9 protein-coding genes are annotated in these 15,595 nt (G+C 48.7%); all 9 read left to right on the forward strand.

Translation table 11 applies throughout. The features are described 5' to 3' along the window. Positions 1–430: 430 nt before the first annotated feature. The 9 genes from AC2VDX_RS19985 (at position 431) to AC2VDX_RS20025 (ending at position 15,016) form a co-directional block, all read left to right on the forward strand. Positions 431–607, forward strand: a complete 177-nt coding sequence (locus AC2VDX_RS19985) for a hypothetical protein (protein WP_378184885.1) — start codon at positions 431–433, stop codon at positions 605–607. A gap of 82 nt (positions 608–689) precedes the next feature. Beyond that, positions 690–2,873 (forward strand): PAS domain S-box protein, encoded by a 2,184-nt coding sequence (locus tag AC2VDX_RS19990; RefSeq protein ID WP_378184883.1) that lies wholly within the window; start codon positions 690–692, stop codon positions 2,871–2,873. Positions 2,874–3,511: 638 nt separating this feature from the next. Then, a complete protein-coding gene (locus AC2VDX_RS19995; RefSeq protein WP_378184881.1) occupies positions 3,512–6,367 on the forward strand; it encodes a PAS domain-containing sensor histidine kinase in 2,856 nt (951 codons plus the stop codon). A gap of 75 nt (positions 6,368–6,442) precedes the next feature. Continuing rightward, positions 6,443–6,871 (forward strand): response regulator, encoded by a 429-nt coding sequence (locus AC2VDX_RS20000; RefSeq protein ID WP_378184879.1) that lies wholly within the window; start codon positions 6,443–6,445, stop codon positions 6,869–6,871. Between the two features lie 121 nt (positions 6,872–6,992). Further along, positions 6,993–9,689, forward strand: coding sequence for an ATP-binding protein (locus tag AC2VDX_RS20005; RefSeq protein WP_378184877.1), 2,697 nt, complete (start codon positions 6,993–6,995; stop codon positions 9,687–9,689). 668 nt (positions 9,690–10,357) lie between these two features. Further along, positions 10,358–12,016 (forward strand): chemotaxis protein CheB, encoded by a 1,659-nt coding sequence (locus AC2VDX_RS20010; RefSeq protein ID WP_378184875.1) that lies wholly within the window; start codon positions 10,358–10,360, stop codon positions 12,014–12,016. A gap of 483 nt (positions 12,017–12,499) precedes the next feature. Then, a complete protein-coding gene (locus AC2VDX_RS20015) occupies positions 12,500–14,359 on the forward strand; it encodes a CheR family methyltransferase (protein ID WP_378184873.1) in 1,860 nt (619 codons plus the stop codon). Beyond that, positions 14,356–14,550 (forward strand): hypothetical protein, encoded by a 195-nt coding sequence (locus AC2VDX_RS20020; RefSeq protein WP_378184870.1) that lies wholly within the window; start codon positions 14,356–14,358, stop codon positions 14,548–14,550. The genes AC2VDX_RS20015 and AC2VDX_RS20020 overlap by 4 nt, the downstream gene beginning before the upstream one ends. Beyond that, positions 14,528–15,016, forward strand: a complete 489-nt coding sequence (locus AC2VDX_RS20025) for a PAS domain-containing protein (RefSeq protein ID WP_378184868.1) — start codon at positions 14,528–14,530, stop codon at positions 15,014–15,016. The genes AC2VDX_RS20020 and AC2VDX_RS20025 overlap by 23 nt, the downstream gene beginning before the upstream one ends. Positions 15,017–15,595: the final 579 nt, after the last annotated feature.

The following is a 15,595-nucleotide window of genomic DNA, read 5'->3' on the forward strand; positions in this document are numbered from 1 at the left end:
GATTTCCTAAAGATTTTGCAGCCGTCAATTTTATTCTATCCTTTGAGGGTTGTAGTATTAGTAATTTATACCCTCCTCCTCTCTTTGAGGTGATATTTTTACAAGCGGGCAGTTGGGAAACTTAACCATAAACTTAAGCCTGAGTGTGGCAGTCTTTTTTGATGACAGTTTGGCGACTGGTCAATTTTAGTACGAATGTACGCTTGATAACTGCAAGAAACTAGCACTCATCAGGATTTTACCTTGCTGGCGGAGGTCAAACAATGCGGTTTCTCACGATCGAGCCAGTTGGCTCTTGAGCCGGGGAAATGTCTTGATCGAAATCACCAGATGTGGTAAAAAGCAGAATCTCAGATTTTTGACTTGCCAATGGCAACACGAGCAGCACAGATTTCAACTACCGCTGGTATGAGTATACCGGGTTGGCAGCATGAGAATCATCCTGGCTGGGGATTTTTTAAAGGAATCCCTAGAGCCGAAGCAAGGCATTGACAGCACGCCCAAGTTGCACCAAAGATCGCAAGGACTGTACCTGTCAGTGAAGCGGATTGAGTCAGCTTTGGACTTGGCATGCGTTGGGCGATCGCTACCCCAACACAGACAGTAACTCGTTATCAGCCAAAATCTACACTTTCACTGGAACAGCGACCAAGTTAGTTAAGCTAAAAGCTAAAAGTCTTTCGCTCGCAATGGCTCCCTCTGGAAATCAATACTTACGCCTCCTCTGGTCCGATCTTCCCGTGCGTCGGCGGGGTGCCCTGATCATCGCCATCCCGATTATGTGTCTTTTAACGTCGGTGGTGGTATTTGCTGGGCTGCAACGCAGTACTGCAATGGCGCAAAATTATGTTGACAAAACTCAGAAGGTGCTATTCCAAGCCAATCGCTTGCTCACAGCGCTAGTGGATGCCGAAACAGGGGTTCGGGGTTATGCCTTGACTTATCGCCCGGAATATCTAGAACCTTATAACGCCGCGATCGCTACCCTTCCTAAATTCCTCAAAGAACTGGATAATTCCGTCAAAGATAAGCCGCAACAGCTGCAACGAATCCAGCAGATTCAAAAGCTGGCATGGCAAAAAGTCAGCATTATGAACATGAATGTGGCTAAGATAAGAGCCGTCAAACAGGGAAGCGCTGGCTCTTTCCGATTGGAGTCTCAAGGCAAAACCACGATGGATGCCATTCGTCGGCAAATTGCCCTGCTCTCCGCCGAGGAAACTCGCCTGCTTGACCAGCGTAGCCGAGAATTAAAGCACCAGCAGCGAATTACGATTGGCGTACTCAGCGCTACAGCAACACTTGGTCTTCTGGGATCGCTGGCAGCAGTGTATCTGTTCGATCAGCTCGATCGAGAACTGGCGGGACAACAAACGGGTTTGCGCGAAACTAATATTCGCATCCGCGCCATTTTGGACAATGTGGTAGATGGGATTATCACCATCAACGAGCAGGGTCATATTGAGTCTTTTAATCAAGCTGCCGCCTTGATGTTTGGGTATGAACCCGCCGAAGCGATCGGCAAGAACCTGAAACTATTGGTAGCGCATCCGTTCAGCGGTAATAGCATCCAAACTCTCAACCACTTTGTCGGCAAAAACCCCATGCAAATGCGACGACTGCAAGAAACGGTGGGACGCCGCAAGAATGGCACCACGTTCCCAATGGAGTTAGCGTTTAGCGAAATGCACTCTTACAATCAGCGCTTGTTAATTGGGATTATGCGTGACATTACGGAGCGCCAGCAATCTGAGGAAATGCTGCGAAAACAAGCGACGCTGCTGGATCTGGCAAATGACGCGATTTTGGTGCGCGATCGCTACGATCGGATTACTTATTGGAATCTGGGAGCAGAACGGCTGTACGGCTGGACGAACAAAGAAGCCCTCGGTCACTATGCCCACAAACTCCTGAAAACCGAATTTCCCCCAAATATCGAAGAAATCGACGAAAAGTTTCTTGACGACGGGTACTGGAAAGGCGAACTGCTCGACACCAAGCGCGACGGTACCCAGATTCGCGTTTCTAGCCGATGGACATTGCAGACAGATGATGAGGGTGAACCCTTAGCTACCCTGGAAATCAACAGCGACATCACCAAACGCAAACAAGCAGAAGAAGATTTGCGATCGCGGGCGGGGGAATTAGTCCGTTTGAGCGCCATCCTTGCCCAAACCAATATTTCCCTAGAGAAACGCAACCAAGAACTCGACCAGTTTGCCTATATTGTCTCCCACGACCTCAAAGCACCCCTAAGAGCGATCGCCAATCTCTGCAATTGGATTGAAGAAGACATCTCCAACCAACTGACTGAAGAAACCAGGCACAATATGGACTTAATGCGATCGCGCGTCCATCGCATGGAAGCGCTGATCAATGGCGTCCTTCAATATTCCCGCGTTGGACGAATCAAGGCGTCTGTGGAATTGGTGGATGTCGAAAAACTACTCGCAGAGGTCATTGACACCCTCGCACCGCCACCCACCTTCACCATCGCCGTCAACCCTGGAATGCCTACCCTACGCACCGAACGCTTGCCCCTGCAACAGGTGTTTGCCAATCTGATTAGCAACGCGATTAAACACAATCACCAAGCAGATGGACAAGTGACGATATCTGTTCAAGACCAAGGCAACTTCTATGAGTTTGCTGTAGCAGATAACGGGCCGGGAATTGCCCCAGAATATCACGAGAAAGTTTTTGCCATCTTTGAGACTTTACAAGCCCGCGATACCGTCGAAAACACTGGCATTGGTCTAACCCTCGTCAAAAAAATTGTTGAAACCCAAGGTGGAACCATCTGGGTAGAATCTCAAGCAGGTCAAGGAGCAACCTTTCGCTTTACCTGGTCTAAATCAGTTCTGAGTGCGTAGGGGTATACGGCAATACTTTTCGGTTAAGTCACCTTTGTAGGTTGGACCCTGGGCACGGATGCTGTTACCTTTGGTAGTTTAGATGGGCGTGATAGATCATCTCAATTGTAGGTTGGGTAGAGGCACGAAACCCAACACGCATAAGCATTTGTTGGGTTTCGTGCCTCTACCCAACCTACCTTTGTTACCGTATTGGGTTGGCTCCTTGACACGAAACCCAACACTCTATTCTGTTATTTTGGGTAAGCTATGAACGCGACTTGGAATTAGTTGTTTTTACTTTGACCAAAGGTTAAACCTTTTTATTGGGATTGAACCCTTAGCAATAATTCCTTAATCTAGGTTCGATGGAGTAACCGTGCAAATTGTGGATGCCGAATCTGTTTAATCGCTCCTATGGCTGATGCTAAGCCAGGGTTGATTCTACTAAACAGAGACTCCAGAAAACTCGTGCGCGAACTGACTTTTTCTACGCTTCGCGATCGCTACGACACCTGAATTGCGCGGACTTTCTGGAGCGATTCTATAATACTGGATGCAAATCCTCCTTAACACAGCCGAAAACCCTTTACAATCGATCACCTTCCTAGTGGTTGATGACTGAGGAAGTGCTTTTATGGCAATTTGTGTTTAGAAGGATGAAACTTTTGCCGGTGGTAGGCTCCCAGCTAATGCGTTACGGTATCGCTCTATTAGCGGTGACACTGGCACTGCTAATTAAACTGATTCTAAACATTCTAACTGGCGGAAAAGAAACTCCTTTTCTAATCCTTTTTGCTGCCATATTGATTGGCACCTGGTATAGTGGCACGAAACTGGGTCTGTGGAGTGCTGTTTTAGCGGCTTTCGCCCAAGCCAAGAAGTATCCAGAAGCTGGAGGCTCAAGCGATTCCGTTTTGGAAACGAGGCTGGGCAGTGCTGTTAGCAATTATCTCCAAATGTCTCTAAGAACGCCAGACCGAAGCCGCGATCGCTCCTGGGAGCAGATGCTACGCGGTCGCGGCTTCTTACAGCCAACTCCAACGGCATCGGGAGATGAACTGCACAAACTCAACTTCCATCTGGAAAACTCACCCCTGGCACTGATCGAGTGGGACAGCAACTTTCGAGTGGTGAGGTGGTCGCGGGAAGCTGAAGCGCTCTTTGGATGGCGAAGCGCCGAAGTAACGGGTAAACATCCTCAGGAATGGCAATTTATCTGCGCCGAAGATGCAGCGGTAGTCAATGATGCGATCGCTCGCTTGCTCAAAGGCAGCGAACCGCGCAGCGTCTCCCAAAACCGTAACTATACAAAAGATGGCTCGATTGTCTACTGCGAGTGGTACAACTCGGCTTTGCTAGATGAATCGGGTCACTTGGTGTCAGTGCTATCTCTGGTTCTGGATGTTACCAGTCGGCAGCAAACGCAAGCAGCGCTGCAAAAGAGCGAAGAGCGACTGCGATTGTCCCTGAAGGCAGGACAGATGGGGATCTGGGACTGGAATATCCTCACGGGCGAACTGACGTGGTCGGATACCCTGGAACGCCTGCACGGTCTTGTTCCAGGAACTTTTGCCGGTACCTTTGCCGCCTTCGTAGAATTCGTTCATCCGGAGGATCGGGATTCCTTAAACAGGGCGATCGCTCAGTCGCTGGAGCAGAAGACTGACTTTGAGCTGGAATTCCGCGTCGTTTGGCCTGACAGTAGCACCCACTGGATCTCTGGAAAAGGTCAGGTTTTTGGCGACGAAACCGGCAACGCGGTACGGACGATCGGGGTGGGTACGGACATTAGCGCTCGCCAGCAAATTGACGAACAACAGCGCTTTTTGGGCGAAGCGACAACCCTCCTGACTAGCTCTCTTGACTATCAAACTACCTTGGAAACCCTGGCTCAGCTGGCAGTCCCTCAGCTGGCTGACTGGTGTTCCATCGATATTCTGGACGAAAATCAAACGATTCGCCGACTGGCAGTTGTCCATCAAGACCCATCGAAGGTAGATTGGGCTTACAAATTGCAGGAGCGCTACCCGCCCGATCCCCATGAACCTTATGGTCTTCCCAACGTTTTACGCACAGGTCAGGCGGAATTATACTCTGAGGTTCCCGACTCCCTACTGGTACAGGTGGCTCGTGACGCCGAACACCTGGAAATCTTGAGGAAGATAGGCTTTACATCGGCAATGGTGGTGCCCTTGGTAGCTCGCTCCCGCACCTTGGGGGCAATTACCTTTACCTCAGCCGAGTCGGGTCGTCATTACGGTCAAGCTGACCTTACCTTTGCTTGCGAACTTGCCCGTCGCGCCGCTTTAGCCGTTGATAACGCTGGTTTGTTTAAAACGGTTCAACAAGAACTCGCAGAGCGTCAGCGCACGGAGGCGGCATTGCGAGAGAGCGAAGAACGCTTCCGCACGATGGCAGATAGTGCGCCCGTCTTGTTATGGGTGGCAGGTACGGATGGACGGTGTAATTTCTTCAATCAGCGTTGGCTGACCTTCCGGGGGCGTAACTTCGAGGAAGAACTAGACAAAGGTTGGGCAGAAGGCGTGCATCCAGAGGATTTACAGCGCTGCTTGGATATTTATATGGCGGCTTTTCATGTCCGCCAAAATTTCCAAATGGAGTACCGTCTGTTGCGGGCAGATGGGGAGTATCGCTGGGTTTTGGATACGGGAACGCCGCGATTTTTGGCGGATGGCAGTTTTGCGGGTTATATTGGCTCGTGTATTGACATTACCGAGCGAAAAATCGCCGAAGAAGCTTTGCGCGATCGCGCGGCGGAATTAGCCCGTCTGAGTACCATCCTTGCCAAAACCAACGCCGCTTTAGAAAAACGTAACGCCGAACTCGACCACTTCGCTTATATTGTCTCCCACGATCTCAAGGCACCCCTGAGAGCGATCGCTAACCTCTCCACTTGGATTGAAGAAGACCTACTCGACTTGCTAAATCCGGAAACCCAGCGGAATATGAATCTACTGCGGGGGCGCGTTCATCGGATGGAAGCTCTCATCAACGGTCTTTTGCAGTATTCTCGTGTGGGGCGGGTCAAGACCATCGTGGATCTTGTGAACGTTGACGCCTTACTCTCAGAGATCGTCAACTCGCTTGCACCTCCACCCACCTTCACCATCACCATCCAGCCCGGAATGCCTACTTTCCTCACCGAGCGTTTGCCCCTAGAACAGGTGTTTGCGAATCTGCTGGGTAACTGCCTCAAACACCACCCTCGGTCGGATGGAAACGCGACCATATCGGTACAAGATAAAGAAGCATTCTATGAATTTGCCGTGGCAGATGATGGGTGTGGGATCGCTCCCCAATATCATGAAAAAATTTTTGTCATGTTTCAAACTCTGGAGGCACGAGATAAGGTAGAAAACACCGGCGTGGGACTCGCCATTGTTAAGAAAATTATCGAAAACAAAGGAGGAACCATTCGCCTAGAATCTCAAATCAATCAAGGGTCAACTTTCTACTTTACATGGCCCAAACAACCAATCAGTAGCAATTAGCTTTTTGTCTGGTATTTCTAGTGAATAATTGATAAAAAATGAATTAAAAAACGCTAATTGCTAATTTTTTTAATCATGGGAGATAAGATGACAAACCTTTTGCTAGTTGATGACGACGAAGTTGATGTGATGACCGTGCAACGGGCGTTCAAAAAAAACAATATTCAAAATCCCTTTTATGTCGCCAACAATGGGCTAGAAGCACTGGCTATGTTGCGGGGTACTGACGATTCAACAAAGGTGCCGCGAGAGCGTCGGCTCGTCTTACTTGATTTAAATATGCCCAAAATGGGTGGAATTGAATTTTTGCGGGAATTGCGGGCAGACCCGGAACTCAGAGCAATTCCAGTGATTGTACTGACGACTTCCAATGAAGACAAAGACAAGGTGGAAGCCTACAATCTCAATGTAGCGGGGTATATTGTCAAACCCGTAACATTTGCTAAATTCGTGGAGGTAGTGGCAACACTCAATCAATATTGGATGCTCAGTGAGATGCCCTGATTTTGGAGAATGGGTAATGGGTAGTGATTATGAGTGTTGAGTTAGAAAAGAGTGTTTTAATTCAAAACTCAGACGCGATTAATCGCTTAAAACTTTTTACCAATTACCTCCTTTAATAGTTATGGAAGAAAAGTTAAAAATACTTGTAGTCGATGATGATGAAGTAGACCGGATGGCGGTTCGCCGGTCGCTCAAAACGGCTGGCGTACAAATGGAATTGGTGGAAGCCAGCGACTGCCAAGGAGCGATCGCTACTTTACATAGCGACAATTTTGACTGTGTCTTCCTCGACTATCGCCTGCCTGACGGGGATGGACTCACCCTAGTTCAGGAAATCCGCTCGTCCGGGTTTAAAATACCCTTGGTCGTATTGACGGGTCAGGGAGACGAGCAAACCGCTGTCGAACTGATGAAAGCGGGAGCGTCCGACTATATTTCTAAAGGCAAAGTCTCTCCAGAGAGTCTCTCTCGCAGCCTGTACAATGCGATTCGCCTCTATCGAGCGGAAAGGCAGGCATCAGAGGCGAACCAATTACTCAAAGAAAGCGAAGAACGCTATCGATTTGTTCTAGAGGGATCGAACGACGGGATTTGGGACTGGGATATCGCCACTAACACAGTTTATTGGAATGACCGCTGTTTTGAAATCAGCGGCTTGTCCCACGAAGAATTTGTGGGCAATTACCAGGCATTGTGCCAACTTTTGCATCCAGAAGATCGATACCGCATCATCCAGGCAGTCCGCGCTCACCTGGAGCATCAAGTTGAATGTAATGTGGAATTTCAGCTGTTGCACGCTTCTGGGCATTATCGTTACTGCATCGCTAGAGGCAAAGCGCAACGAGATGGGAACGGCAAGCCTTTCCGGATGTCTGGAATTATTAGCGACATTACGGAGCGCAAGCGGGCATTAGAAAACCAGCGATTCCTGGCAGAAGCCAGTGGTATCCTTTCTACTTCCCTAGATTACAAAACTACCTTGGAAAATCTGGCTCAACTGGCAGTGCCTCACTTAGCCGATTTATGCATGGTAGATATTCTGGCAGCAGACGGTTCAATTCAGCGGCTGGGAACAGCTCATGGAAACCCCACTCAAGAGAAGTTGGTGCAGGAGATGCTGCATCTGTTCCCCCCCGACCCGAATGGAGAACACCCCGCCAGCGTTGTATTACGCACGGGCAAATCAAAACTTGCCGATGAAATTGACGACGAAATGCTAGTAGCTGTGACCCGCAGTCCCGAACATCTGCAAATGATTCGGGAGATCGGCTTTCAGTCTTATATGGTAGTGCCGCTGTTGGTGCGCGGACAGACGCTGGGGGCAATTTTGTTGGTATCCACTCAAGAAAAACGCCGCTACGACGCAATGGACTTGGCGCTGGCAGAGGAACTTGCCCGTCGCGCTGCCTTATCGGTAGAAAATGGAAAATTGTACCGGGAGGCGCAGGCGGCGAGCGAGAACTTACGCAAGGCGATCATCATTCTGGGCGAACAACAGCAACAACTCCGGACACTCCAGCAGCTGACGAATTTACTGAACCAGCGCCTGAGTGACTTACCCGGTTTGTTACGGGTGATGGTTCAAGCTGTTTGCGATGCGATCGCAGGTGCCCAGTTTTGCTTTATCATGCTGCAAAACCCCCAGTGCGATCGCCTGGTGTTGACGGTGACGGCGGGAATCGGTACGGAAAAATTGCGGCTGGAAGATGGTTTTGCTTCGGGGGAAGGATTGCTTTCCCAGGTATTTTTGACAGGGAATTCCCAGTTTATCGAAGGGGAAGAAGCCGCTTTCCTCCACTCGACACCCGACACTGTAAACTCCTCAGAGTTGCCTGCTTCGCTTTATGTGGTGGCGATTGAGTCCGCGCAAGCTGGACGGTTGGGCGTGCTGGCAATCGGCAATTGGGAAAATTCCCATGCGTTTGACGAGGAAGACCGATATCTACTGACGGCGGTGGGGGAACAAGCAGCGATCGCTATTAACAATGCCCGTTTGATCAATGCTTTAGAGGAACGCGAAGAACGCTTAGCCTTACAAAACGAAATCTTGGCTCAGCAAAACAAGGAACTAGAAAATCTTTCCACGCAGATTCAACTTCAGAATCTGCAATTGCTGGAAGCCGCGCGGTTGAAATCGCAGTTTCTCGCCACCATGTCCCACGAACTGCGAACGCCGATGAATGCCGTGATCGGCTTTTCTCAACTGCTGTTGCGCCAGCGGCAAAATCAGCTCAGTCCCCAGCAATTGGATATGGTAGATCGCATTCTCAGCAATGGGAAACACCTGCTAACGCTGATTAATGACATCCTTGACCTCTCCAAAATTGAAGCCGGAAGATTGGAACTCAAACCGGAAGAATTTAATCTGCCAGTGCTGGTGAGAACAACCGCAGAAGAACTGCGATCGCTTGCTTCCGAAAAGCATTTGGAGCTGCAAGTCCAGGCAGATTTACAAAACTCTCAGATATTCAACGAGAGCGCCCGCGTGCGGCAGATTTTGGTGAATCTTCTCTCCAATGCCATTAAATTCACCGACGCCGGAACCGTGTGCGTGAAGGTGCAAGAACTTTCCCCGGATCAATTGGTACTCACCGTTCAAGATACCGGAATTGGGATTGCCAAGGAAAACTTAAAGCATATTTTTGAAGAATTTCGGCAAGTCGATCAGTCCCTCGCCAAAAGATATCCCGGTACGGGTTTGGGACTTGCCATCACTCACTCATTGGTGCAATTAATGCATGGAAAAATATCAGTGGAAAGTCATTTAGGTCACGGATCTACCTTCCAAGTAGAATTTCCCCGCCGGGTGAGTGCTTAGTTCGTTTTCATCTGTCAGTTGTGTCGGGACGGTTCTTTATCAAGATATAGGGATTGGCGATGGGGCAATACGGTTCACTACCGAATAGTTGTAGGTTGGGTTGAGGAACGAAACCCAACACCCATAAGCATTTTAGGACTTACGCAAAGCTTATGCATATAGCGTTTTTTCGGGTTCAATCCCTGTGTGGTTGCCCCAGATGTGGTGATGTTGCGTAAGTCCTGATTTGTTGGGTTTCGTTCCTCAACCCAACCTACGCAGATTTTGGATTTTTATCTCTAAATGGGCTTGCTCCCCCTTCCCTCGTAGGGAAGGGGGCTGGGGGGTTAGGTCTTGTATTTGAGCTTTGTGATGCGACACATTTGCTCCCCCCAACTCCCCTTAAAAAGGGGGGCAATAGAAGCTAAAATGTAGCGGTAAAAAAGTAAATTGGTATGAGATGCTATCTGCGAGTAATAACTTTACTGATAAACCTACCTCTACACTCAGTTATTGCTTTCATGCCAACGATTGATGACGAGTGACAGCTGTTAGCTTAGAGTAAGCAATGCGGGATCTCGAAGCGTATGCGGCGATGATTCAGCTACTGGCTCGATTGGGGAGAGTCGTGAGGATTCGGTCTTCGCTATCTTTGGTAATCTAATTCACCCGCTGCATTGAGAAAATAAATGCCTGGTCACGATATTATCGTCCTCGGTGCCTCTGCTGGTGGGGTAGAAGCGCTGACTCAACTGGTGAAGGCTTTGCCGCCGGACTTGCCAGCTGCAATCTTTGTAGTCATACACTTTCCTGCCCACAGCACCAGCGTCATGCCAAGTATTCTGAACCGCTGCGGCTCCTTGAAAGCGTGTCACCCTTCTGACGGTGAAGCAATTCAGCATGGGCGGATTTATGTGGCACCCCCAAATTACCACTTATTAGTTAAACGCGGATACATTCACCTGGCTCGCGGTCCCAGGGAGAACGGTCACAGACCCGCCATCGATCCCCTGCTTCGTACGGCAGCGCAGTTCTATGGGCGGCGCGTGGTGGGTGTGGTGCTTTCAGGCAATCTCGACGACGGAACGGCTGGACTCGCAGCTGTGAAGCAGCGAGGCGGTGTAGCAGTGGTTCAAGATCCCAACGACGCCTTGTTTGCCGGAATGCCCCGCAGCGCCATTGAGAACGTAGAAGTAGATTATATTTTGCCTTTGTCAGCGATCGCTCCTACCCTGGTAAGCTTGGCTCAGGAGCCAGTGGTAGAGGAAGGAGAAGACTCCGTAACTGACGAGATAGAAATCGAATCCGAGATCGCGGAATTAGATATGGCGGCTCTACACAAAGATGATAGACCCGGAACTCCCTCAGGCTTTGGCTGTCCAGATTGCGGGGGTACCCTGTGGGAACTGCGCGACGGTCAGTTGATTCGGTTCCGCTGCCGCACGGGTCACGCCTTTTCCGCCGAGACTCTGCTGGCAGAGCAATCTGAGGCACTAGAGACGGCACTGTGGAATGCGTTTAGGGCACTGGAAGAACGTGCCGCTTTGTCCCGTCGGATGCATCAAGGGGCACGCGATCGCAACCAAACTCGATCGGCGGCACGCTTTGAAGAGCAGGCGCACCAAGCCCAGCACAACGCCACTGTGATTCGGCAACTGCTTTTAGGCAATGGGGATAAAGACACGGACGCAGACCGGGAGAACGGGAGACAGGTAGAAGAAAAGAAAAACGGAAAAAAAGAAATATCGAACCAAGAGACAGAAGAAAAATCTCACTCCTTGATGCCCTTTCCCGTAGTGGCAGTGGCGGCGTCTGCGGGTGGGATAAAAGCTATCAGCGAGTTGCTTTCTGCCTTGCCAGAAGACTTTCCGGCAGCGATCGCCATCGTACAGCACCTAGATCCCAAACACCCCAGCCTACTCGCAGAAATCCTGAATCGTCGCACGTCTCTAGCGGTCAAGCAGGCAGAAGTGGGAGAGCAAATGCGTCCGGGGACAATCTATATCGCTCCTCCTAATCATCACCTACTGATCGACCCAGACGCGACCCTCTCCCTCACCCAGACCAAACTGGTGCATTTTGTCCGTCCCTCCGCTGACCTATTATTTGAATCAGTCGCGGCGAGTTTTAAAGAACGGGCGATCGCTGTCGTCCTCACCGGGACGGGTAGCGATGGTGCAACCGGCGTGAGAGCGATTAAAGAAATGGGCGGGATAGCGATCGCGCAAGATCGGGAATCTTCGGAGTGTTTTGGGATGCCGGGAGCCGCTATTGAAACTGGAACAGTTGATTGGATACTCCCATTAAATAAAATTGCCGCTACTTTGGTGAATCTGCTAAATTGTTAATAGCGAATGGCGAATTGTTGTCACCGATTGCCAATCATTTACAGATAAAATTGGGTAATAAAAATAAGGTAAAAAGCTAGCAATTTACCAAAAGTCGCTAATCAAAGCGGGGTACTCAATGTAACTTTGTTGAAAACTGGTAATTTGGAAAAAGTCAGTAGTTATGGGTTCTCAGTCCTTGGTTTGCTGCTAATGACTACTGACCTTTTTACCACTCCCAAAGCGTGATATTTAATTACGATCATGTACTTAATAAATTGATGTTCTGTAAAAAAAATATTCAATTAAGCGAATAGCTATTAACTTACAGTTATTATAGCTATTTTCAATTGGGTGAGGTATGCAAACGAGACCTACCCCCCCTTCCCGACGCGGTTGTGGGTGAATAATTCCAAGCCTCGCTCCCAACCTCTGGAGGCGGAATGGAAGCGAGGTTAAAACTGTACCGCACCTACCGAGAACTGCTATAACTAACAGCTACTTATGAATTCCTCAACCATCAACCCCGAATTTGAAGCGCTGCTGGAGTATCTTAAACGCAGCCGTGGCTTTGATTTTACTGGCTACAAACGCTCCACTCTAATGCGTCGCGTCCTCAAAAGGATGCAGACGGTAGGAACGGAAAGCTACAACGATTATATGGATTACCTAGAAGTATATCCAGAAGAATTTATTCACCTATTCAACACGTTGTTGATTAATGTAACTGCCTTCTTCCGCGATCGCTCAGCTTGGGACTACATCATTGAAGAAATTATTCCTCTAATTGCCGCCCGCAAACACATCAACGAACCCATCCGCATCTGGAGTGCTGGCTGTGCTTCTGGAGAAGAAGCTTATACGATAGCGATGGCGTTCGCCGAAGCGCTGGGAGTAGAACAATTCAAAGAACGGGTGAAAATTTATGCCACCGAGTTAGACGAGGAAGCCCTAAATCAAGCCCGCCAAGCCACTTATTCAGCAAAGGATGTCGCGGATCTGGCTCCCGAAATGCTAGAGAAATACTTCGAGGAATGCGATCGCTGCTATAACTTTCGTAAGGATCTGCGCCGCTCGGTGATTTTTGGGCGTCACAACTTGACGATTGATGCTCCCATCTCCCGCATTGACTTGCTGGTGTGCCGCAACACTTTGATGTATTTCAATGCCGAAACCCAATCCAAAATCCTCGCCCGTTTTCACTTCGCCCTGAATGAGGATGGCTTTATCTTCTTAGGTAAGGCGGAGATGTTGCTCAGTCACAGCCATACTTTTACACCTGCGGATTTGAAGCGGCGTGTCTTTACCAAAGTCCCTAGAATAGGAATACGCGAACGGTTGTTGCTTATGGCTCAATCTGGCAGCGAGGAAGCAGCGGACAATCTAGCCACTCATGTACGCATCCGGGAAGTCGCTTTCGACAGCAGTCCAACATCCCAGATAGTGATAGATGTCAATGGCTTTCTAGCGCTGGTGAATGAACAAGCGAGGGCAATGTTTCCCTTGAGTCCGAGGGATCAGGGTCGCCCCTTGCAAGATTTGGAAATTTCTTATCGTCCGCTGGAATTACGCTCTTGTATCGATCAAGCCTACGCGGAGGGGCGACAGATTACTGTCAGGGATGTGCAGTGGCAAACCCCAAAAGGGGAAACGATCTCTCTAGACGTGCTAGTGGTACCGCTAGTGGATGTCACCAGCAGTCTTTTGGGCGTCAGTATTTCCTTCATTGATGTCAGCCGCTACAAACGGCTACAGGATGATCTGCAACAATCCAACCAAGAACTGGAAATGGCTTATGAGGAACTCCAGTCTACGAATGAAGAGTTGGAGACGACAAACGAGGAACTCCAATCCTCCAATGAAGAGTTAGAGACGACAAACGAGGAACTCCAATCTTCTAATGAAGAGCTGGAAACGATGAACGAAGAGCTGCAATCCACGAATGAGGAATTGCAGACGCTCAACGATGAAATGCGCCGCCGCAGCGAAGAACTCAACGACGCGAACGCTTTTTTAGAGTCGATTTTGGGCAGTCTTCGGGGTGGCGTCGTCGTAGTTGGGCGAGATTTGCATATCCAGAGTTGGGATCGCAAAGCCGAAGATATGTGGGGACTGCGAAGCGATGAAGTCCAAGGACAGCACTTTCTAAATTTGGAGATTGGCTTGTCGATGGAGCAACTCAAACAGCCGATTCGCAACTGCCTAGCCGGAGACTGCAACTTTCAAGATATTATTCTAAATGCCACTAACCGACGCGGCAAGGCAATTGAGTGTAAATTCACTTGTAAACCTCTGTTGGCAAAGGATGGAGAGATTCGGGGAGTGCTTTTATTCATGGAGGAACAGGACGGCGCTACTACATGAATCAGGACAGGGAAGACTTACTGGTGGAACACGAGGAGCTATCTCAATACAACGAGTATCTAACGATCCCGTCGTATTCAGGGACTCGCCAGAGCGATCGCCAAAACAGGAACCAGTTTCAACAGTTGCAACAGATAGAATACTCCAAGCAGACGCTCGAAGTCATCAATGAGCAACTGCAAGGCGCGTAACGAGGAATTCCAAATAACATCGGAACTATTAGACACGAGCAACAAAGAGCTACAGACAGCAACGGAAGAACTGCGACTATGCAGCGACGACCTCAACCAAGCCAACGCCTTTCTAAAGTCTATCTTGACCAGTCTACCGGGCGGCATCGTCGTGTTAAACCAAGAGCTAAACATCCAAATCTGGAATTCTCAAGCTGAAAATTTCTGGGGATTGCAAAGCGATGAAGTCCAAGGACAACACTTTCTAAATTTGGAGATTGGCTTGTCGGTACAACTCAGACAGCCGCTTCAAAGCTGTTTAACCGGGGAGTCCGAATCCTACGAAGAAACGCTAGATTCTATCAACCGGCGCGGCAGGACAATTCAGTGTAAAGTCACCTGTATGCCTCTATTTAGCTTAAAAAAAGATATTCAAGGGGTGATTGTGTTAATGCAAGAATTGCACAGCATCATGCCAACGTTATAAACATCTCAAAGCTACAGTTTGTCTTGCTATAGCAATCCTAAGTGATTTCTAAAATTCTCTTCTTTCTCTCTCTTGGCGTTCTTGGCGTTCTTGGCGGTTCGTCAAAAAAATATATTACAAATCAAATAGAATTGCTATATATATTTTCTAAGTACGTGTAAAAATTAAACCTACTGGTAATAAAACCAACCACTTTCCGCACCTCGATCCGACAAGATGAAGAAAGTTAAAGTTAGCCTTCTTCTCCTTAAAAGAAGCTAAAATATTTTAACTATTTTTTCTTCTAACCAGAAGAGGCTTAGCGCGAAGTGGGAAAAAGGCTGGGGGAGCGGGCTTTTCCGGGTTCAAGAAGGCTATGAAGGTTATGTGGATTAGGCTCCGGTTACATCTGATTGATGTCCACCTAACTTATCAGTCTCAAAGAGGATTTACAAATAAATTTCTTACAGTTAACTCAAGGTGTGTGCCTAATGTTTTGCTGAGATTTTGCACACCCTTCGAGTTACTGGAATTTATTCATTGAATAAATTCCACAGCAATTGTTGCCAAAAGCGAAAAGCTAGGTGCGATTTGTCTAGT

This window comes from Coleofasciculus sp. H7-1 (assembly GCF_057473865.1).

Coding starts and splice junctions, on each gene's coding strand:
- AC2VDX_RS19990 (WP_378184883.1), top strand. CDS start 690: ATGGCTCCCTCTGGAAATCAATACTTACGCCTCCTCTGGTCCGATCTT.
- AC2VDX_RS19985 (WP_378184885.1), top strand. CDS start 431: ATGAGAATCATCCTGGCTGGGGATTTTTTAAAGGAATCCCTAGAGCCG.
- AC2VDX_RS20005 (WP_378184877.1), top strand. CDS start 6,993: ATGGAAGAAAAGTTAAAAATACTTGTAGTCGATGATGATGAAGTAGAC.
- AC2VDX_RS20015 (WP_378184873.1), top strand. CDS start 12,500: ATGAATTCCTCAACCATCAACCCCGAATTTGAAGCGCTGCTGGAGTAT.
- AC2VDX_RS19995 (WP_378184881.1), top strand. CDS start 3,512: ATGAAACTTTTGCCGGTGGTAGGCTCCCAGCTAATGCGTTACGGTATC.
- AC2VDX_RS20020 (WP_378184870.1), top strand. CDS start 14,356: ATGAATCAGGACAGGGAAGACTTACTGGTGGAACACGAGGAGCTATCT.
- AC2VDX_RS20000 (WP_378184879.1), top strand. CDS start 6,443: ATGGGAGATAAGATGACAAACCTTTTGCTAGTTGATGACGACGAAGTT.
- AC2VDX_RS20010 (WP_378184875.1), top strand. CDS start 10,358: ATGCCTGGTCACGATATTATCGTCCTCGGTGCCTCTGCTGGTGGGGTA.
- AC2VDX_RS20025 (WP_378184868.1), top strand. CDS start 14,528: ATGAGCAACTGCAAGGCGCGTAACGAGGAATTCCAAATAACATCGGAA.